Origin of the sequence: Kitasatospora sp. NPDC056184 (assembly GCF_042268405.1) — a bacterium.
Classification (GTDB): Bacteria; Actinomycetota; Actinomycetes; order Streptomycetales; family Streptomycetaceae; genus Kitasatospora.
Genome location: NZ_JBHJUI010000005.1, coordinates 239,645 through 259,267 on the forward strand (window position 1 = coordinate 239,645; position 19,623 = coordinate 259,267).

The following is a 19,623-nucleotide window of genomic DNA, read 5'->3' on the forward strand; positions in this document are numbered from 1 at the left end:
ACAGGGAAATGAGACGCTGACGCGGCGCCACCCGCTGTGGCGGGGACGGGCACCCGTTCCCGCGGCGAGCCCGGCGCGGGTTCAGACCGCGGCCGGCGCGTTCCGCCGGCGGGCGGCCGCGTGCTCGACCAGCGCCACCAGCAGTTCCTTGCCGTCCTCGCGCAGGCGGGCGTCGCAGAGCACCACGGGGATGCCCGGGTCCAGGTCGAGCGCGTCCCGGACCTCCTCGGGGGCGAAGACCTCGCTGCCCTCGAAGCAGTTCACGGCCACCAGGAACGGGATGCCGCGCTGCTCGAAGAAGTCCACCGAGGGGAAGCAGTCCGCCAGGCGCCGGGTGTCGGCCAGCACCACCGCGCCGAGCGCGCCCCGGGCCAGCTCGTCCCAGACGAACCAGAACCGGTCCTGGCCGGGTGTGCCGAACAGGTAGAGGGCGAGCCCGGGCCGCAGGTCGATCCGGCCGAAGTCCATCGCCACCGTGGTGGTGCGCTTGGCCTCCACGCCCGCGGTGTCGTCCACCGGGCGGCCCAGCTCGCTGAGTTCCTCCTCGGTGCGCAGCGGGCGGATCTCGCTGACCGAGCCGACCAGGGTGGTCTTGCCGGCGCCGAAGCCGCCGGCGACCAGGATCTTCACCGCGACCGCCGGGCCGCCCCGCCAGCGCGGGTCGTTGGCCCGGTCACCGGCCGTGCCGCCGGCCCGGTGGTGGGCGGGCGGCGGCTGGGCGGCGGCGGTCGCGGGCAGGTCAGAGCGCACGGAGTCCATTGATCACGTCTCGCAGCAGGCGCTCGTCCGGCAGCTCGGCGAGCGGAACGGGTCGGGTGACGCTGATCAGCTCGGCGTCGTAGAGATCGCCGAGCAGGACGCGCACGACGCTGACCGGCAGGTCGGTGTAGGAGCCGAGCTCGGCCACGGAGATCGGCTCCCGGCGGCACCAGTCCAGGATGGTCTGGTGCTCCGGGTCGAGCACGTGCGCGGGCACGGACCCCGTGGCCGGCGCGGGGTCCTTGGCGGTGATCAGCGAGATCAGGTCGAACAGGCCGTCCTCGACCGGCCGGGTCCGGCCGCGGGTCATCGAGTACAGCCGCACCACCGGTCCGGCGTCGTCGTCGAACCAGCGGTCGTCGACCGGGGTCCGCGCCCGGAACAGGTCGACGCCGGGCTCGGCCCCGTCCGGGCCCTCCGAGCCCCCCGGCCCCCGGGCGTCCGGGGCCGGGTCCCGGTCGCCCGGCCCCGGGTCCGGGTCCGGGGGGACCGGCATCGGTTCCTCGTCCGCCATCGGACCGCTCATCTCCCGGGCGGGGCCACGTCGGCGCGCGGTTCGGCGGCCAGGTGCTCGCCGACCCGCTTGACCAGCAGGGCCATCTCGTAGGCGATCTGGCCGATGTCCGCCTCGGCCTCGCTCAGCACCGCGAGGCAGCTGCCGTCGCCGGCCGCGGTGATGAAGAGGAAGGCCTCGTCCAGCTCGACCATGGTCTGGCGCACGCCGCCGACCTTGAAGTGCCCGCCGGCGCCCTTCGCCAGACTGTGGAAGCCGGCCGCGACGGCGGCCAGGTGCTCGGCGTCCTCCCGGTCGAGGTCGCGGGAGGCGCCGGTGGCCAGGCCGTCGCTGGAGAGGATCACCGCGTGTCGGAGCGCGGCGACGCGTCCCACCAGGTCGTCCAGGAGCCAGTTGAGGTCTCCGGGCGACTGCGTCGAAGTGGTCATGAATCTGTTCCTTCCGCTGGAGCGGGTGGTGCGGTGATGCGGTGATGCGGGTGGCACGGTGGTGCGGGCCTCACGGGTCGAACGGGTCATACCGGTGGTGCGGGTGGTGCCGTGCTCTCGGACGGCCCGTCGGACAACGGACCGGCGGGTGCGCCCGGTTCCGCCGCGGCGCGCGGAGCCCGGGCGAACCTGGCCGGCGGCGGGACGGGGGCCCGGCGGGCCAGCGGCGCCGGCTCGCCCCCGGCGGGGCCGGGCAGCGCCGCCGGGGCGGGCGCCGGGCTGATCGCGCGACGCCCCGGGTCCGGCGGCTGCCAGCCGGGAACGGGCCTCGGCGCCGGTGCCGGTGCCGGTGCCGGTGCCGGTGCCGGCCGGGGATCGGGCGCGGCTCCGGTGGCGCCCCGGCCCCGGGTGAAGCCGCGTTGGAACGAGGCGAAGGTGGCCCGGGCCTCCTCGGGCGAACGCTCGCGCGCCGCCTCCGCTCCGCCGTCCGGCCGCTCGCCGCCCGGAGGGGCGGCCGCGGTCTCCGCCGCCCGCTCGCGCAACTGCGGGGCGAGGCTCGCCTGCCGGACGCGGCGCGGCAGGGCGCCCGGCGCGGCGCCCTCGCGCGGCGCGCCGTTTCGGGACGGGGCGGCGTCCTCGGGGACCGTCGCCGCGGCGTCCGCCGCCGTGTCCGTCGCGGTGTCCGCCACGGGCACGCCTTGGGCCTCGGCGCGCCGGTGCCGACCGGTGCCGGGGCCGGCCCCGCCGCCGGGCGCCGGGACGAGCACCGGTCCGCCGTTGCCCCGCGACCGGCGCGGCAGTCCGCCGGGCGTGCGCGCGGGTTCGGGAGCCGAGGGGCGCGGCCCCCCGCTGATCCGGTGCCGCCCGCCCTCGCCGTTCGACCCGTTGGAACCGTTCGAACCGTTGACCCCGTTGGACCCGCCGGCGCCGTTCACGGCACCCGGGCCGCCGGCGCCCGCCGCCTCGTCCGCGCCGAGCGCCGGCACCGCGACGAGGTCGCGCCGACCGGCCGGCCGCCGTCCCCCGGCCGCACCGGCACCAGCACCCGCGCCCGCGCCCGCAGCGGGCGGCTCCGGCCGCCCGTCCGGCGCCTCCGCCAGCAGCTCGCGGGGTATCAGCACCACCGCCGTGGTCCCGCCGTACGGCGAGGGCCGCAGGTGCACCCGGATGCCGTGCCGCCGGGCCAGCCGGCTGACCACGAACAGTCCCAGCCGGTCGGTGTCCGCGAGGTCGAACTCCTGCTCCACGGCGAGGCGTTCGTTGATCCCGGCGAGGGCCTGCTCGCTCAGCCCGAGCCCCCGGTCGTCGATCTCCAGCGCGAAGCCGTGCGCGACCACCTCGCCCTGGACGGTGACCTGGGTGGCGGGCGGGGAGTAGACCGCCGCGTTCTCGACCAGCTCGGCGACCAGGTGGGTGACGTCCGCGACCGCGCTGCCGAGCAGCCCGGTGCCGGGGAACGGCCGGACGGTCACCCGGGCGTAGTCCTCGACCTCGCCGACCGCCGCGCGGACCACGTCCACCATCCGCACCGGCTTGCGCCAGGCCCGGCCCGGCGAGCCGCCGGCCAGGATGATCAGGCCCTCGGCGTGCCGGCGCATCCGGGTGGTGAGGTGGTCGACCTTGAAGAGGTCCTCCAGCTCCGCCGGGTCCTCGGTGCGCCGCTCCATGGTGTCCAGCAGGGTCAGCTGGCGGTGCAGCAGCACCTGGCTGCGCCGGGCCAGGTTGACGAAGACCGCGGAGACCCCGCGCCGCAGTTCGGCCTGTTCGACGGCGGCCTCGACGGCGGCCCGCTGCACGGCGTTGATCGCCTGTCCGACCTGGCCGATCTCGGCCGCGCCGAACTCCAGCTCGGGGGCCTCGGCGGCGACGTCGACCGCCTCGCCCTTGCGCAGCCGCAGCATCACCGAGGGCAGCCGGGTGCCGGCCAGCTCGTTCGCGGCGTTGCGCAGGCCGATCAGCTCGCGGACCAGGCCGCGGCCGATCCGGTAGGAGATAAGCACCGAGAGCACCACGGCGACCAGCCCGATCACACCGGCGATGCCGCCGCGCCAGAGCAGTCCGATCGCGTACGAGTGGTCGCGGTCGTCGATGGTGCCGGCCAGCCGGGAGTTGATCGCGGCGAGGTCCCCGAGCGCGTGGTCGGCGGTCTGCCGCCAGTTGCCGCCGTTGATCGCCTGGACCACCCGCTCGGGGCCGCCCGCGCCGACGAAGTCCGCCTCGGCCCGGGCCAGCGCGGCCCAGGCCTCGCCGCCGCGCAGGGCGATGTAGTCGGCCTGGTCGACCGGGTCGAGCTCGGCGATGTAGACGGTGAACAGGGCCTGCTGGTTGTGCAGGGCGTCCAGCGCGACCTGGTACTGCTCGGGCGTCGGCCGGGCGACCGCGGTGCGCAGCCCCTCCATCGCCGCGTCCTCCTGGGAGAGGTACTCGCGGGCGCGCACCAGCTCGGTCAGGATGGTGCCCTGGCGCGGGAGCTGGCCGCTCTGGCGGGCGACGAAGGCGGACCGGAAGGCGAAGGTGGGCTTGACCAGGTCGCTGTACTGACCGAGCGCGAACTCCCAGTTGAGCGCGGCCCGGCCGACCTGGGCGCGCAGCGGGGCGAGCTGGTCGGCGGCGGCGAGGATCTGCAGCAGGCGGCCGCGCTGGGCCTCGTCGAGCCGGCCGCTGCGGGTGTCCTTCTTCTGCCGCAGCACGGCGAGGTCCCGGTCGGTGACGGCCTGGGCCTGTTCGAGGGCGTCCCGGGCGGCGCGCGAGGCCGGGTCGGCCAGCCGGCTGACGGCGGCCCTGCGCTCGTTCTGCAGATCGTGCGCGTACTGGTCGACCGGGGTGCCGAACTCCTCGTACGTCCGGCTGAGGTCCAGCCGGCTCCAGACGTCCCCGGCGGTGGTGAGCGTCGCGTACGCCCAGAGGGCGGCGAGGGCGACGATGGGCACCAGGAGCAGCGCGATGATCTTCGCGCGGATCGAGCTGCTGCGCAGACGCATGGAGTCCTCGGTCGGGAAGTGCCAGGCGCGGACGGGGTGCGGGCGGCGGGGTCGGCGGGGGCGTGGATCGGCGGGGGCGTGGATCGGCGCGGACGGACGGCGGTGTTGGTACGGACCAAGGGCCGGTCCGGGGGTGGTTTTCAGGACAGGCCGGGAGCCCCGGCCGCAGGTCTGCGAGACTCTACTACGCCCTGACCACTCGTTCGAGGGTCGAACCCGGCCTCTCTTCGCCCCGGGCCGGATCGTGTCCGGATCGGCACCGAGATCACCGGTTTCGCACCGCCGCCGCACCTCCCCCGCAGGGCTCTCACGCCGCCGTCACGCCGCTGACCGGCGGCGCGAGGGCGGCGGACGACCGTTCCGCGGCACTTTCCGCACGACCCGGTGCCGATCTCGTCGCGTCACGGTCACAACCCTGGGCAGTCGGCACGCTATCCGATAGTTTCGCTCCACCTGCAGGACTGATCGGGGGGATCGTGCGCGAGTTCACCACCCCCGCCCCGGCCGGACCGCCGGCCACCGGCGGGCTGGCCGACTCGCTCTACGACACCGCCGAACGCTCCCCCGGCCTGCCCCAGTTGGCCCGCCGCGTCGAGAGCACCCGGTCCGCCGACGGGAACAGCCGGTCCGCCGACGGGAGTACCCGGCACACCGGCGGGGGCGGCTGGCAGGACGTCACCGCCGCCGGCTTCCGCGACGAGGTGCTCGCCCTCGCCAAGGGCCTGCTCACCCGCGGCGTGCGCTACGGCGACCGGGTAGCGCTGATGTCCCGCACCCGCTACGAGTGGACGCTGTTCGACTACGCACTCTGGTCGATCGGCGCGATCCCCGTCCCCGTCTACCCCACCGCCGCCCCCGATCAGGTCCGCTGGATCCTCGCCGAGACCCAGGCGGTGGCCTGCCTGGTCGAGGACGAGGACCACGCGATGACCGTCGGCGCGGTCTGCGACGCGTTACCCGACCTGACCGGCATCTGGCAGCTGGACCGGGGCTGCGTCGCCTCGATCGTCGAGGACGGGCGCGAGGTCCCCGACTCACTGGTCCACCGCCAGCGGCTCGGCGTCAGCGCCGGGACCGTCGCCACCGTCGTCTACACCTCCGGCACCACCGGGCGCCCCAAGGGCTGCCTGATCACCCACGGCGCCCTGGCCGACGCGGCCGACGCGCTGCTCGCCTGCTGGGACGAGGCGCTGCGCGACACCGGCGGCCACCAGCCCTCCACCGTGCTCTTCCTGCCGCTGGCGCACGTCTACGGGCGGATGGTGCAGATCGCGGCGGTCCGCGGGGGCTTCCGGCTCGGCCACGTCCCCGAGCTGTCCACCGCCGCGCTGCTGCCCGCGCTCGCCGCGCTGCGCCCGACCTTCCTGCTCGTCGTCCCGTACGTGCTCGACAAGGTCTTCCAGCAGGCCCGGCGCACCGCCGAGGAGGCCGGGCGCGGCGAACTCTTCGAACAGGCCCGGCAGGTGGCCGTCGACTGGGCCGCCTGCCGCGAGCAGCGCGCCTTCGGCCACGGCCACGGTCCGGGCCCCGCGCTGCGGCTGCGCCACCTGGCCTACGAGCGGACCGTCCACCAGCGGCTGCGCGCGGTGTTCGGCGGCCGGCTGCGGACGCTGATGTGCGGCGGCTCGACACTGGAGCGCGAACTCGGCCTGTTCTACGCCGGGATCGGCTTCCAGCTCTACGAGGGCTACGGCCTCACCGAGACCTCCGCCGCGATCACCGGCAACCCGCCCGGGCGCTCGAAGATCGGCACGGTCGGACGGCCGGTGCCCGGCGCCACCGTGGCGATCGCCGACGACGGCGAGATCTGGGTCCGCGGCCCCGGCGTCTTCGGCGGCTACCTCAACCACCCGGGCTGCACCGCCGAGTCGCTGATCGACGGCTGGTTCGGCACCGGCGACCTCGGCAGCCTGGACGAGGACGGCTACCTCACCATCACCGGCCGCAAGAAGGACCTCATCGTCACCAGCAGCGGCAAGAACCTCGCCCCCGCCGCCCTGGAGCTCCGGGTCGAGACCCACCCGCTGGTCTCCCAGTGCCTGGTGGTGGGCGACGACCGCCCCTACGTGGCCGCGCTGATCACCCTCGACCCGGCGGCGCTGGCGCACTGGCTGAAGCGGCGCGGTCGCGGGCAGGCGGACCCGTGGGCGGTGCTCACCGACGAGGAGCTGCACGCCGAGATCCAGCGCGCCGTCGCGGCGGCCAACACCGCCGTCTCGCGCGCCGAGTCGATCCGGGCGTTCCGGCTGCTGCCCCGGGAGTTCGGCGTGGAGCAGGGGCTGATGACGCCCTCGCTGAAACTGCGGCGGGCGGCGGCCACCGCGTACTACTCCGCGGACATCGAGGAGCTGTACGCCCCCTGACGGTGCGTCTTGTCCCTTTTGCGGCAGGACAGGTGGGCCGACGACCGGCCGCCACTCCTTGACGATCGGAGTGGTCCAGTCCATTGTTTTGCTCCGGTCAGAGTGCGGCACGCCGACGGCTCCCGCCCCCTCCGGGAGCACCCCCCATCCCCACCTCCCCCATCCCCATGCCCGCGCGCCCGCCCCACCGGGCGCGCCCCCCACGCAGGGAGTCCCCACGTGTCCATCTGCTCACGCATGTCCGCACGCCTGTCGGCGCTGGGCGCCTGCGCCGCGCTGCTGGCGGCCGGCCTCGCCGGGCCCGCCGCGGCCGCCGCGCCCGGGTCCGCCGCCGCGGCCGACGCCGCCGCACCCACCGTCAACCTGGCCACCAACCCCGGGTTCGAGATCCCCGCCTCCTCGCTCGCCGACTGGGGCAGCGTGCCCGGCTGGCGCTGCTCCGGCGGGCCCGCCGAGGCCTCCGTCACCACCACCGCCCCGCACACGGGCGGCTCCGCCCTGGCCGTCACCCCGGTGGGCGACGAGTCCACCGGCGCCTGCGTGCAGACCGTCTCGGTCCGGCCCAACACCACCTACACCGCCTCCGCCTGGGTCCGCGGGAAGTTCGTCTTCCTCGGCGCCGCCGACGGCACCGACCGCCCGACGCCCCCCGCCTGGACCGACAGCACCAACGGCGGCTGGCAGAAGCTGACCACCCGGTTCACCAGCGGCCCGACCGCCACCACCGTCCGGCTCACCGTCCACGGCTGGTACCAGCAGGGCCCGTTCGCGGTCGACGACGTCCGGGTCGACGGTCCCGCGCCCGCCCCCGCGACCGCCGCCGCCTCGGTGCCGACCAGCGACAAGGTGGTCTTCTTCACCGTCGACGACGGCTGGCAGACCACCCCCGAGGCGGAGAAGTTCATCACCGACCACCAGCTGCCGATCACCGCCTTCCCGCTGCCGATGGCCGCCGCCGCCAACCCCGGCTACTTCCAGCGGGTCACCGCCGTGCCCGGCTCCTCCGTCCAGAACCACAGCGTCTCCCACCCGGACCTCACCAAGCTCTCGCCCGCCGAGCAGCAGGTGGAGATCTGCGACGCCCGGGACGCGCTGACCCGCCAGTTCGGCACCGCGCCCACCGTGTTCCGCCCGCCGTACTTCGCCTGGAACGCCGACACCCTGCAGGCCGCCGCCAACTGCGGCATGCGCACCGTGCTCACCGCCGACGCGGACTTCAGCTGGGGCGCCTCCAACATCTGGCACGAGGGCACCCTGTCGCCGGGGGACGTCGTCCTCATGCACTGGACCGACACCCTCGCCGGTGACCTCCAGCGCGCCCTGGCCGCCGCCGAGACCGCCGGCCTCAAGCCCGCCGGCCTGGTGTCCTACCTGCGCTGACGCCGCCCCGGCCCGGTCCCGGACCCACGCCTCGCAGCGCACACGACCGCGCGCGCCGCACCGCACCGCACTGCACTGCACCGCCGGTCCCGCAGGGGGGCCGGCGGTGCGCCCGTTCCGCGCCCTGCCCGTGGCCGGGACGAGACCCCCGGCCGTCGGACTCGCCGCCCCGGGGAGACCGGGGGTACGGACCTTCCACCGGGTACCGCGCACCGGCCGGGTGCGGCGGGCGGCTGACCCTCGCCCCGGCCGTCCGCTCGTTGACAGTGGCCGGAGGGGGTGCTCTGATGGGGCGCGTGCAGCGTGGCGCCGGCCAAGGAGATGTGGGCCGGCCGGCGACCGGGCCGGCACCTGACACCGAGAGACGACGCGCGATGAGTCCGTACTCCGCTCCCCTTTCCTGACCTTTCCGCACGACCGCGGCCGAGGTCAGCGGTCGTCCGTTCCCCCTGTTCGGAGATCAGTCCAGACACATGCCCATATCTTCTTCCTCTTCCTCTTCTCGGTCCCCCCTGTCGTTCAACCAGTCCGTCATCGAGGAGTTCCGCGCCAACGGCGGGCGGGTCGGCGGGCCCTTCGAAGGCGGGGACCTGCTGCTGTTGACCACCGTCGGCGCGCGGACCGGGCGGGCGTACACCGTGCCGCTCGGCTTCGTGCGGGCCCAGGGCCTGCTGCTGGTCGTCGCCTCGGCGGCCGGGGCGGCCGAGGACCCGCAGTGGTACCGCAATCTGGTCGCCCACCCGGCGGTACGGGTGGAACTCGGCGAGGAGGCGTTCGACGCGGTCGCCGTCCCGGCCGAGGGCGCGCGGCGGGACCGGCTCTTCGCGGACGTCGTCCGGGCCGCGCCCGGGTACGGGGACTACCAGCGGCACACCCGGCGGGTGCTGCCGGTGGTGGCCCTGGAGCGCCGCTGAGCGAACGGGCCCGCCGGTCCCTCCCCCTGTGAGGGACCGGCGGGCCCGGCCCGCCCGGGCCTGAGCGCGTACGTGCTCGGACCCTGGCCGGCACTCAGGCCCGGACCGTCGCTCGGACCCGGGCGGGCGCTCAGACCTGGGCGGAGAACACCGGGAGGTAGCCGCCCGACTGGCCGACGGCCTTGGGGTGGTAGCTCTCGTCGACCGGCAGCGTGGTGCTGTTCAGCCAGGTGGTGCTGGAGCCGCAGATCTCGTGCTCGCGGAAGATCGAGCGGACGTCGCCGAAGGCGAAGCCCGCGTTGGCCGCGCGCTTGGCGATGACGTCGTCGAGCGTGTCGGCGGCGCCGTTGATGGCCGCCCGCTTGGTGTCGCCGATGCCGAAGATGCAGCTGCCGCCGACCTTGTACATGTGCGGGTAGCCGAGCACGACGACCCGGGCGTTCGGCGCCTTGGCGCGGATCGCCGAGTAGACCCTGTCGAGCTGGGCGGGCAGCGTGCTGGTGGCGTAGTTCTTGGCGGTGGCGACGGCGTTGAGGCAGGCGCTCTCGGAGTCCAGGACGCAGGTCTGCATCGTGTCCGCGAAGCCCGCGTCGTTGCCGCCGATACTGATGCTGACCAGCGTGGTGGTCGAACTCAGCGAGGCCACCTGGGTGTTGAGCACATCACCGGTTCTGGCTCCGGAACAGGCGGCGAATTTGAACGACGTCGGCGCGTGCGCGTTCTTCCACAGGTACGCGTACGCGTTGGTGCTGCGCTTGCAGCTCCCGCTCTCGCTCGTGTAGCTGCCGGCACCGACGCCGGCGGAGTACGAGTCGCCCAGAGCGACGTAGTTGACACCGGCCGCGTGGGCCGTTCCGGCCGTGGCCAGCGTGGTGAGGGACAGGAGGGCCGCGGTGACCGCGGCGGACATGACTCGGGCAGGGCGTGGCATGAGAGTCTCCCGGTAGTGACGTGTGTCACGCAATGTGATACCAGGCGGTAGCTTTCATGTGAAGCTGTCATGCCAAGTCAATTGACGAACAGTCCGACAACAGGGGGGTGAACGCGCCCCCTGCTCACTACGGGCGACCGGGCGCGCGCCGGCGGTCACCGGACGGGGCGTCACCCGTCCGACGGCCGACGGCTACTCGGGCTCGCCGTCGTGGAGGACGATCTCCAGCTCGAATCCCTGACGGTCGATCAGGTGGACCGCCTCGCCGGTGTCCACCCGGACCGTCCAGCCGGCGGCGAGCGCGGCCACCACCGCCGGGCGGCCGCCGTGCACGGCGAGGTGGTTGAGGCCGGCCCGCAGCCGCTGGTGACCGCCCGGCAGCAGCGCCGGGGACTGCTCGATCACCAGGTAGGCGTCACCGAGGCGCCAGCTGCGGCCGCTCGGCCAGTGCTGGAACGGCTCGCACCCGAGCGCGAGCAGCACCGGACCCCACTGCTCCGCCGCGACCTCCAGGTCGTCCGTCCACAGCTCCACGTGGTGGAACAGGCCCCGGGCGCGGGGCGGCCGCGATGCGCTCACCGGACACCGCGCCGACCCGACGGGTGATCCGCCGGGCGGTCCGTCGGACGGTCAGCCGGGCGCTCCGGCACGGCGGGCGCCGCGCCGGATGCAGCGGCGGGGGCGGGAGCGGCGATGCCGGGGAACACCTCGCAGCCGTCGACCGGCAGTTCCTCGATCGTCTCGTTGGCGGCCGCAGGCACGCCGAGCCACCGGACTGCGGCCGTCACCGCCGCCCGGGCCTGGCGCAGGCCGGGTGTGCCCCAGCCGAGCAGCTCGACGGCGAGGCCCGGCGCCACCAGCAGCCGCCGGTAGTGCCGCCCCGAGGCCGGGTCCGGCGCGCTCGGACCGACCGCCCGCAGCGCGGCGGCCATCCGGACCCGGGCGCACTCGTTCCCGCCGTTCGCCGAGCCGACCCGATCGTAGAGGTACCCGAGGTAGTACGCCGTGCCGATCAGCGCCTGCGCCTCCTCGCCCGCCTCCCGGGCCAGCGCGGAGCCGGGATCGCCGGCGTCCTCCGGCTCCAGCGAACCGCCGGGCAGCGAGACGATGCCGTCCTTGGGGTTGACCAGCGTCAGCACCCGGCCGTCGGGGGCGAACAGCCACCCCCACGACTGCTTGACCGCGAGCCCCGGGGGCACCCGTTCGCCCGGCCGCCACGGCCAGCCCGCGGTGGGACGCCGCCGTACCCGGCCGAGCAGCTCGGCGATCTCCGCGCTGTACTCGATCCGGCTCATGCGTCCCCCCTTCGGTGTCGGGCTCGCCGGACCGAGGGGGCGCGGGACGTTCGCGGTGCACGGGGACGTTCGCGGTGCCCGGTTCGGGGCCGATCGGGCGGAAGCGGCGGCGTGGGGCACCGGCCGTTCCCACTGTTGATCTTTCCCGAAATCTTCCCCGAACAGGCGGTCGATGAACAGTCCCCAGCGCCGCTTGGTGGATACCGGGGACCGAACGCCCCGGTCAGCCCGGTCGGCCCCGGTCCGCCCCGATCGACTCCGTTCGACTCCGATCGGCTCCGATCGGCTCCGGTCAGTCCAGGGGCCCACCCCCGTCCTCCGCCGCGGGCGGCACCGGGAGGGGGAAGCCCGGCAGCGGGACGACGGCCGGCGGGAAGGGCAGGCCGCGGCCGACGTCGTCGGCCAGCTCGTCCAGCACCTCCCGGACCGTCATCGGCCACAGCCGCCCGCCGTGCAGCGCCCAGCCCCGCACCGTCTGCCCGCCGGGCACCGCCGGATCCCCGTGCAGCACCATCGCCCCGGCGCCGCCGGCGGCCAGCCCCGCCGCCAGCGTCACGCAGAACGCCTCCCCGTCCCGCCCGGCCGTGGCGAACCGGCCCCGCTCCACCAGGAGGTCGCTCGCCGAGGTCAGCTCCTCGCCGTCCTCGGGGCCGTGGCAGCGCAGGGTCAGCAGGTGGAGGCCGTCACCGGCCCCGGCGGCCACCGCCGACCCGACCTCGACCGCGTGCCGCATCACCGCCACCAGCCGCCGCTCGGCCGGCGGCCCCTCGCCGACCGCCGCCAGCAGCGCCGCCATCGCGATGGTGATCCGCACCCTCGCCTGGTGGTCGTCGGCCAGCTCCGGGAGCAGCACGGCCAGCCGCTGCCCGGTGTGGACGAACGGTTCCCCGGCCAGCTCGGGATCCGCCGCGTAAGCGACCCGGGCCGCGGCGTCCGCGGGGTCGAAGCCGAGCGCCTCGCAGTACTCCTCGTAGTCCACCGGGTCCAGCACCCGCAGGTGGACCTCGAAACCGTGCCCGGCCAGCGCCCTGAGCTGGACCGCCACGCGTCGCAGGTAGGCCCGGAAGGACAGCCCGCCGAACAGCCCGTGCCCCGCGAGGTCGGCGAAGTCGGCCGCGCGGACCACCACCGCGAGCGCCACCGGCTGCGGCGGCGGCGCCCCGCGCGGCCGCCCCCACCGCCGTCCCCGCACGCCGGGCCCGCCCGGCCCGCCCTCCGGACCACCCGGCCCGCCGCCCGGAGGCCGCCCGCCGAAGCCCCGCGCCCCCGGGCCGACCGGCCCGGGCCGGCGCCGCCCCGCACTCCCGCCACGCATCCCGTCCCGCATCCCGTCCCGCACGACCACGCCCCTTCCTCCCGCCGTCCAGACCCGTCGCACACCTGGCGCACCGGCCCCACGAGCCCCTCGGCTCCCGGCGATCGCGACCATACACACGGTCACTGACAATCGACCCAGCGCGACCGTCGGCGGGAGGCCCGGAGGACCGGCGGGACGGACGGCGGGTTCCGTTCCGTGCCGGGTTGTCGGTGCCGCCCGTTATGGTCGGGGACCATGCGACTGCTGCATACCTCCGACTGGCACCTGGGGCGATCGTTCCACCGGGAGAGCCTGCACGACGCCCAGCGCGCGTTCCTGGACCACCTGGTGGCGGTGGTCCGGGACGAAGGCGTGGACGCCGTGCTGGTCGCCGGTGACGTGTACGACCGCGCGCTGCCGGGGCTGGAGGCGGTGGCGCTGTTCGACGACGTGCTGCACCGGCTGGCCGACCTCGGCGTGCCGACGGTGTTCATCAGCGGCAACCACGACTCCGCCCGCCGCCTCGGCGTCGGCGCGGGGCTCATCGGCCGGGCCGGCGTCCACCTGCGGACCGATCCGGGCGAGTGCGCCGAGCCGGTGCTGCTGGCCGACGAGCACGGGCCGGTCGCCGTCTACGGGCTGCCGTACCTGGAGCCGACGCTGATCCGGGAGCGGTTCGGGCTGGCGCGCGGCGGCCACGCGGCCGTGCTCGGCGCGGCGATGGAACAGGTCCGGTCCGACCTCGCGGCCCGGCCGCCCGGCACCCGCGCGGTGGTCCTGGCGCACGCCTTCGTCACCGGCGGCGAGCCCAGCGACAGCGAGCGCGACATCGCGGTGGGCGGGGTCGCGGCCGTCCCCGCCGCCGTGTTCGACGGCGTGCACTACGCCGCGCTCGGCCATCTGCACGGCAGCCAGACGCTCGCCCCGCATCTGCGCTACAGCGGCTCCCCGCTCGCCTACTCCTTCTCCGAGCACGAGCACCGCAAGAGCATGTGGCTGGTCGACCTCGCGGCGGACGGCGCGGTCACCGCCGAGCGGGTGTACTGCCCGGTGCCCCGCCCGCTGGCCCGGCTGCGCGGCCGGCTCGACGACCTGCTCACCGACGAGCGCCACACCGCCGCCGAACAGGCCTGGGTGCAGGCCACCCTCACCGACCCGAGCCGCCCGAGCGAGCCGATGGAGCGGCTGCGCCGCCGCTTCCCGCACACCCTCCAGCTGCTCTTCGAACCGGAGGAGACCACCGCCGCCGCCTCCGCGTCCTACGCCGCCCGGGTCGGCGGGCGGACCGACCTGGAGATCGCCGAGGGCTTCCTGCGGCATGTGCGCCCCGGCGCCGCGCCGGACGCCGAGGAGCTGGACTGGCTGCGCGAGGGCTTCGAGCGCGTCCGGGAGACCACCGACCGGAAGGCGGAGCTGCCCCGATGAGACTCCACCGGCTGACGGTGACCGCCTTCGGCCCCTTCGCGGGCACCGAGGCGGTCGACTTCGACGCGCTGGCCGCCGGCGGGCTGTTCCTGCTGCGCGGCGCGACCGGCGCGGGCAAGAGCAGCGTGCTGGACGCGGTCTGCTACGCCCTCTACGGCGAGGTGCCCGGCGCCCGCCGGGCCAACCGGCTGCGCAGCGACCACGCCGAGCCGGACCGGCTGACCACCGTCCGGCTGGAGCTGACGCTGGGCGGGCGGCGGCTGGAGATCACCCGCATCCCGGAGCAGCCGCGGCCGAAGAAGGTCGGCCGCGGCATGACGCTCGAACGCGCCCGGACGCTGCTGCGCGAGTGGTCCGCGGACGGCGCGGGCACCGGCGACGGCGCGCCGGGCTGGCGGGCCGTCAGCAAGTCGCACCAGGAGGCCGGGGAGGAGGTCCACCGGCTGATCGGGATGAGCCGGGACCAGTTCTGCCAGGTGGTGCTGCTGCCGCAGGGCGACTTCGCGCGGTTCCTGCGGGCGGACTCGGAGGAGCGCGGCAAGCTGCTGCGCCGGCTGTTCGACACCGAGCGGTTCCAGTCCGTCGAGGCCTGGCTGGCCGAGCAGCGCCGGGCCCACGAGGCCGCCGTCCAGGCGGGGCGCCGGCAGCTGCGCGACCTGGCGAGCAAGGCGGAGCAGGCGGCCGGCCCGGGCGCCGAGCCGGCCGCGGGCCCGGTGCCGGGAACGGAGGAGTCGGGCCCGGCGGGTGCCGCGGCGGACACCGAGCTCACCGCCGGGGTGCTGGGCTGGGCGGCCGTGCTGCGCGGCGGCGCGGCCGAGCAGCTGACCGTCGCCGGGGCCGCGCTGGCGGGCGCGGAGGAGGCGCACCGGGCGGCGCAGCGGGCCCGGGAGGCCGCCGAGCAGCTGGCCGACCGGCAGGACCGGCACCGGCAGGCGGTGCGGGAGGCGGCCCGGCTCGCCGAGGACGAGCCCGCCCGGGCGGCGGACCGGCAGCGGCTGGCGGCGGCGCAGGCGGCGGTCGGCGTCGAGTCGGTGCTGCACCTGCGCGAGCGCGCCGCCGAGGCGTACCGGCGGGCCCGGGAGGAGGAGCGCCGGCACCGCGCGGTGCTGGCCGGGGCCGCCGACGGCCCGGCGGGGCTGGACGTGCCGGCGGACGGCGGCCCGGCGCACGGCGGTCCGGCGCCGGCGCACGCCGAGGCCGAGGAGCTGGCCGAGGCCGAGCGGCGGCTGCGTGCGGAGGTCGTGCGGCTGGAGGCGGCCCGGGAGGACGAGCGGCAGTGCGCCGAGCTGGACGGCGCGCGGGCGGCGCTGACGGCCGACCTGCGGCGCGCCGAGGACCTCGCCGAGGAGGCGGGCGACTGGCTGGCCGACTTCGAGCCCCGGCTGGCCGCCCTCCGGGCGGAGGAGTCCGCCGCCCGGGACGCCGCCGGGCGGGTCGAACGGCTGGACGCCCGGCGCGCGGAGCTGGCCGCCCGGCTGGCCGCGGCCCGCGAGCGGGACGGGCTCGACCTGGAGATCGACCACGCCCGGCCCCGCACGCTCGCGCTGCAAGCGGAGGCGCTGGACGCCCGGCAGTACGGGCTGGACCTCCGGGAACGCCGGCTGGCCGGGATGGCCGCCGAGCTGGCCGCGCGGCTGGGTGCCGGGGAGCCGTGCCGGGTCTGCGGCTCGACGGAGCACCCCGCCCCCGCCCGCCCGGTCGGCGAGCCGGTCCGGGCCGAGGACGAGGAGCGCGCCCGGCGTGCCCAGACGGCCGCCGAGCAGGCCGCCGAGGCGGCGGAGCGGAAGCTGTCCGGCCTCCAGGTGCGCCGGGCGACGGCCGCCGGCGCGGCCGGTGACGAGCCCGTCGGCGCCCTCGCCGAGGCGCTCGCCGGGCTGGAGCGCGAGCACCGCGAGGCGCTCCGGGTCGCGGAGGGGCTCGGGCCCGCGGGCCGGGCGATCGAGCAGCTCACCGCCGAGCAGGCCGTCCGCCGGACGGCGCTGGCCGACGCCCGCGAGCGGAGCGCCGAGCTGGCCGCCCAGGCGCGGACCCTGCACGCCGAGCAGGAGAAGCTGGGTGCCCGGGTGGCGGCGGCCCGGGGCGACGCGCCGTCGGTGGCGGCCCGCGCGGCCGCCCTGAACCGGCTGGCCTCGGCCGTCGCGGCGCTGGCGGGCGCGGCCCGGGCCGCCGCCGAGGCGGCGCACCAGCTCAAGCGGGCCGACGACGAACTGGCCGGCGCCGCGGTGGCGGCCGGGTTCGCGAACGCGCAGGACGCCGCCGCCGTCCTGCTGCCCCGGCCGGAGCGCGAGCGGCTGGAGCAGCGGCTGGACCGGCACCGGGCGGAGCTGGCGGCGGCCGAGCGGCGGCTCGCCGAGCCGGAGCTGGCCGGGGCCGCCGCCCTGCCGTCCGCCGACCTGCCGGGCACCCGCGCCGCGCTCGGCGCCGCCACCGACCGGCTGCGGGCGGCGCACGCGGCGCGGGACGCGGCCCGGGTGCGGTGCGAGGCGCTCGCCGCGATCGGGCGGCAGCTGGCCGAGCTGGCCCGCTCGCTCGCCCCGGAGCTGGACCGGTACGCGCGGATCAGCCGGCTGTCGGCGCTGGCGGCCGGCACCTCGGCCGACAACCGGCTCCGGATGCGCCTGGAGTCGTACGTCCTGGCGGCGCGGCTGGAGCAGGTCGCGGCGGCGGCCAGCGACCGGCTGGTCCGGATGTCGGGCGGCCGCTACACCCTCGTCCACAGCGACGACCGGGGCACCGGCAACAAGCGCTCGGGGCTGGCGCTGCGCGTGGTGGACGCCTGGACCGGAACGGAGCGCGACACCGCGACGCTCTCCGGTGGCGAGAGCTTCTTCGCCTCGCTGGCCCTGGCGCTCGGCCTGGCCGACGTGGTCACCGACGAGGCCGGGGGCATGCCGCTGGACACCCTGTTCATCGACGAGGGCTTCGGCAGCCTCGACGAGCACACCCTGGAGGAGGTGATGGACGTCCTCGACGGTCTGCGCGAGCGGGACCGCGCGGTCGGCATCGTCAGCCACGTCGCCGATCTGCGCAGCCGGATCCCGGCCCAGCTGCTGGTCCGCAAGGGGCGGCACGGCTCGACCCTGGCCCTGGCGGGGCGGGAGGACGCCTGACCGGCGCCTGCACTGGGGTCGGGGCCGGAGACGGGGCCGGTCCGCCCGCGGTCAGCCGGAGCAGGCGATCCGCTGGGCCTGCTGCCACGTGCAGACGGGGCACAGGGTGCTGCCCGGGTGGTCGGCGGGCAGTTCGGTCGGCTCGCCGCACAGCACGCAGTCCGCGCGCGGGCCGGTGAGGTCCGGGTCGGGCAGCAGGGCCGCCACCGCGTCCGCGCCGGCCGGGGCGAGGACGCAGACCTGGTCGGCCGCCGCGGCTCCGTCGGTTCCCGGGGCGCCGGTGAGGACACTGTCGTTCACGGCTGTTTCGCTCATGGGGCCCTCTCTACTCCTCGGCCGGGCCCCGTGCAAGGCGCTCCGAGGGCGGGCGCTACGGTGGCCGCATGCCCGACTCGCCCGGTACCGCACGCCCGTCGTCCGCCCTGGAGCGCCGGCTGCTGGCCGCCCGGGCTGCCGCGCCCAGCTACCGCGAGGTGGGCGCCACCCGGGGCACCCGGCTGCCGGAGGGCTACGCGCACCTGCGGCGGCGGGTCCACCTCGGGCACGGCCCGGAGGTGCTGGCGCGCGCCGGGCGCTTCGTCCTCGGCTGGGGCTGCCAGCTGGGCACCGGCTTCGCCGTGTACCCGCACGCGCCCGCCGAGCCGGGGGCGACCGTGCTGCTGCGCCTGGCCCTGCCCGGCAGCCGGTGGCCCCGGCTGGTGATCCCGTGCCGGGTGGTGTGGACGGTGGACGAGCCGGACCGGATCGGCTTCGCCTACGGAACGCTGCCCGGGCACCCGGAGCGCGGCGAGGAGGCGTTCACGGTGTCCATGGACGCGGCGGGCGAGGTGTGGTTCGAGGTGAGCGCCTTCGCCCGGCTCGCCTCCTGGTACGCCCGGCTCGGCCGCCCGGTCGCCGTGCTCTGCCAGTACCTGGCGATCGAGAGGTACCTCGCCTCGGTCGTCGAGGCCGTCGAGGCCGTTGAGGACGGAACCGCCTTCGGGGACGGAGCCGCCGTCGAGGCCGGAACCGCCGTCGAGGCCGTCGGGGACGGGACGGCGCCGGGCCGGTAGCCCTGCCGTGCCCGCCCCCGGCCGACCGGTCGGGGCCGCGCGTGCCCGCTCAGCCCAGGAAGGAGAGCCGGACCGTCCGCCGCGGGTTGTCGCCGTTGGTGTCGACGAGGACCACCGACTGCCAGACGCCCAGCGCGAGCCGCCCGCCGATCACCGGCAGGGTGGCGTGCGGGGCGACCAGGCCGGGGAGGACGTGGTCGCGGCCGTGGCCGGGGCTGCCGTGCCGGTGCCGCCAGCGGTCGTCGGCGGGCAGCAGCTCGCGCAGGGTGGTCAGCAGGTCGTCGTCGCTGCCGGAGCCGGTCTCCAGGACGGCGATCCCGGCCGTCGCGTGCGGGACGAAGACGTTGAGCAGGCCGTCCCGGCCGACGGCGTGCCCGTCGAGGAAGGCCGCGCAGCGGTCGGTGATGTCGAGCGCGACCTCGCGGCTGCCGGTGGTGATCTCGAAGGTCTCGGTCCGGAAGGACGCGGAGTGGGGGGCGTGGGGGGTGTGGGTGTGGTCCGCCATGGCGCCATCCTCGCCCACGTCCGGGGGCGGTCCGGCCAGCCTCGCCGACTCCCGGCGCCGGTGGGGCGGGTCGGCGTAGGCTGAGAGGTTCAGACCAATCCCGGGCGGCACAGAGCCGGCACAGAGCCGGCACCGAACCTGTACCGAGCCGGCGCCGGAGCAGCCCGGAAACGACCCGGTCCCGGGAACGCCGAAGACCCGACGGTCGCCGGGGATCCGTCGGGTCGATGCGGGTGCGCGCGGAGGGCGGCGGTGCGCCCGGAGGCCGAGCGGCCTCTCAGCCGCGTCCGCGCCCGCCGAAGAGTCCGCGCCGCAGCCGGCGCAGCGGCGCCAGCAGCCTGACCCGCGCGTGGCGGCGCGGCGGCGCGGTCGGGGCACCGACGCCGCGCGGCGTCAGCTCCCTTATCAACCCGAGCGCCTCGGCGGTGTCCACCGCCGGGAGTGCGGGCGCGCCGAGCACAGCCAGGTGTCGGTCGATCCGGCGGCCGGTCGCGCCGACGCCGCACTGGATCGCCGGCACGCGGGGCCGAGTCCGCACTTGCATGTGTTCCATCTGATTTCCCACCCCTACGAGGCGCCAGGGCCGTGAGGCGAAGACTATCCGCGACAGACGGTCTTCGCGCAACCGTCCCGGTGTTCTGCCACCGTACCGTGCGGCGTCAACTGACA

At 76.4% G+C, this 19,623-nt stretch carries 16 protein-coding genes and 1 pseudogene; 6 read left to right on the forward strand and 11 right to left on the reverse strand.

The genetic code is table 11. From position 1 onward, the window contains the following. Positions 1-81: 81 nt before the first annotated feature. From ACFC0B_RS13045 to ACFC0B_RS13060, 4 genes are all read right to left on the reverse strand, one after another. Complete coding sequence (locus tag ACFC0B_RS13045; RefSeq protein ID WP_376085513.1) at positions 82-759, reverse strand: ATP/GTP-binding protein; 678 nt, start codon at positions 757-759, stop codon at positions 82-84. Continuing rightward, the gene (locus ACFC0B_RS13050; protein ID WP_376085977.1) at positions 740-1,255 is read right to left on the reverse strand and encodes a DUF742 domain-containing protein; all 516 of its coding nucleotides are present in this window, start codon (positions 1,253-1,255) and stop codon (positions 740-742) included. The genes ACFC0B_RS13045 and ACFC0B_RS13050 overlap by 20 nt, the downstream gene beginning before the upstream one ends. 26 nt (positions 1,256-1,281) lie before the next feature. Next, complete coding sequence (locus ACFC0B_RS13055; RefSeq protein ID WP_350542745.1) at positions 1,282-1,701, reverse strand: roadblock/LC7 domain-containing protein; 420 nt, start codon at positions 1,699-1,701, stop codon at positions 1,282-1,284. A gap of 86 nt (positions 1,702-1,787) precedes the next feature. Further along, the gene (locus ACFC0B_RS13060) at positions 1,788-4,682 is read right to left on the reverse strand and encodes a nitrate- and nitrite sensing domain-containing protein (RefSeq protein WP_376085516.1); all 2,895 of its coding nucleotides are present in this window, start codon (positions 4,680-4,682) and stop codon (positions 1,788-1,790) included. Positions 4,683-5,158: 476 nt separating this feature from the next. Here ACFC0B_RS13060 and ACFC0B_RS13065 point away from each other — a divergent pair, with 476 nt between their 5' ends. The 3 genes and pseudogenes from ACFC0B_RS13065 to ACFC0B_RS13075 form a co-directional block, all read left to right on the forward strand. Then, positions 5,159-7,045: an AMP-dependent synthetase/ligase gene (locus ACFC0B_RS13065; protein ID WP_376085519.1), complete on the forward strand. Its 1,887-nt coding sequence runs from the start codon at positions 5,159-5,161 to the stop codon at positions 7,043-7,045. Between the two features lie 237 nt (positions 7,046-7,282). After that, positions 7,283-8,425 carry a polysaccharide deacetylase family protein gene (locus tag ACFC0B_RS13070; protein WP_376085521.1) on the forward strand — a complete coding sequence of 381 codons (1,143 nt, stop codon included), beginning with the start codon at positions 7,283-7,285 and terminating at the stop codon, positions 8,423-8,425. Positions 8,426-8,898: 473 nt separating this feature from the next. Beyond that, positions 8,899-9,333: pseudogene (locus ACFC0B_RS13075) on the forward strand (nitroreductase family deazaflavin-dependent oxidoreductase); the annotation flags it as partial. A 136-nt stretch (positions 9,334-9,469) separates the two neighbouring features. On the opposite strand, the gene ACFC0B_RS13080 reads toward ACFC0B_RS13075, so the two are convergent. The 4 genes from ACFC0B_RS13080 to ACFC0B_RS13095 form a co-directional block, all read right to left on the reverse strand. Further along, the gene (locus tag ACFC0B_RS13080) at positions 9,470-10,270 is read right to left on the reverse strand and encodes an SGNH/GDSL hydrolase family protein (RefSeq protein WP_376085524.1); all 801 of its coding nucleotides are present in this window, start codon (positions 10,268-10,270) and stop codon (positions 9,470-9,472) included. Between the two features lie 192 nt (positions 10,271-10,462). Continuing rightward, positions 10,463-10,849, reverse strand: coding sequence for a glyoxalase (locus ACFC0B_RS13085; RefSeq protein ID WP_376085527.1), 387 nt, complete (start codon positions 10,847-10,849; stop codon positions 10,463-10,465). After that, the gene (locus tag ACFC0B_RS13090) at positions 10,846-11,565 is read right to left on the reverse strand and encodes a hypothetical protein (RefSeq protein ID WP_376085530.1); all 720 of its coding nucleotides are present in this window, start codon (positions 11,563-11,565) and stop codon (positions 10,846-10,848) included. The genes ACFC0B_RS13085 and ACFC0B_RS13090 overlap by 4 nt, the downstream gene beginning before the upstream one ends. 292 nt (positions 11,566-11,857) lie before the next feature. Further along, complete coding sequence (locus ACFC0B_RS13095) at positions 11,858-12,757, reverse strand: hypothetical protein (RefSeq protein WP_376085532.1); 900 nt, start codon at positions 12,755-12,757, stop codon at positions 11,858-11,860. 360 nt (positions 12,758-13,117) lie between these two features. Between ACFC0B_RS13095 and ACFC0B_RS13100 the strand changes: the two genes are divergently transcribed. Both ACFC0B_RS13100 and ACFC0B_RS13105 read left to right on the forward strand, forming a co-directional pair. Then, entirely contained in the window at positions 13,118-14,287 is a 1,170-nt protein-coding gene (locus ACFC0B_RS13100; RefSeq protein WP_376085534.1) for an exonuclease SbcCD subunit D, read from the forward strand. After that, entirely contained in the window at positions 14,284-17,397 is a 3,114-nt protein-coding gene (locus ACFC0B_RS13105; protein ID WP_376085537.1) for an AAA family ATPase, read from the forward strand. The genes ACFC0B_RS13100 and ACFC0B_RS13105 overlap by 4 nt, the downstream gene beginning before the upstream one ends. 51 nt (positions 17,398-17,448) lie before the next feature. On the opposite strand, the gene ACFC0B_RS13110 is transcribed toward ACFC0B_RS13105, so the two are convergent. Continuing rightward, positions 17,449-17,712, reverse strand: a complete 264-nt coding sequence (locus ACFC0B_RS13110; RefSeq protein ID WP_376085540.1) for a hypothetical protein — start codon at positions 17,710-17,712, stop codon at positions 17,449-17,451. A 68-nt stretch (positions 17,713-17,780) separates the two neighbouring features. On the opposite strand from ACFC0B_RS13110, the gene ACFC0B_RS13115 reads away from it, so the two are divergent. Continuing rightward, complete coding sequence (locus tag ACFC0B_RS13115) at positions 17,781-18,449, forward strand: DUF1990 family protein (RefSeq protein ID WP_376085543.1); 669 nt, start codon at positions 17,781-17,783, stop codon at positions 18,447-18,449. Positions 18,450-18,498: 49 nt separating this feature from the next. Here the strand turns inward: ACFC0B_RS13115 and ACFC0B_RS13120 are convergent, their stop codons facing one another. Both ACFC0B_RS13120 and ACFC0B_RS13125 read right to left on the reverse strand, forming a co-directional pair. Then, positions 18,499-18,954: a YjbQ family protein gene (locus tag ACFC0B_RS13120; protein ID WP_376085546.1), complete on the reverse strand. Its 456-nt coding sequence runs from the start codon at positions 18,952-18,954 to the stop codon at positions 18,499-18,501. A gap of 277 nt (positions 18,955-19,231) precedes the next feature. Further along, positions 19,232-19,507 (reverse strand): hypothetical protein, encoded by a 276-nt coding sequence (locus tag ACFC0B_RS13125; RefSeq protein WP_376085548.1) that lies wholly within the window; start codon positions 19,505-19,507, stop codon positions 19,232-19,234. Between the last annotated feature and the right edge of the window lie 116 nt (positions 19,508-19,623).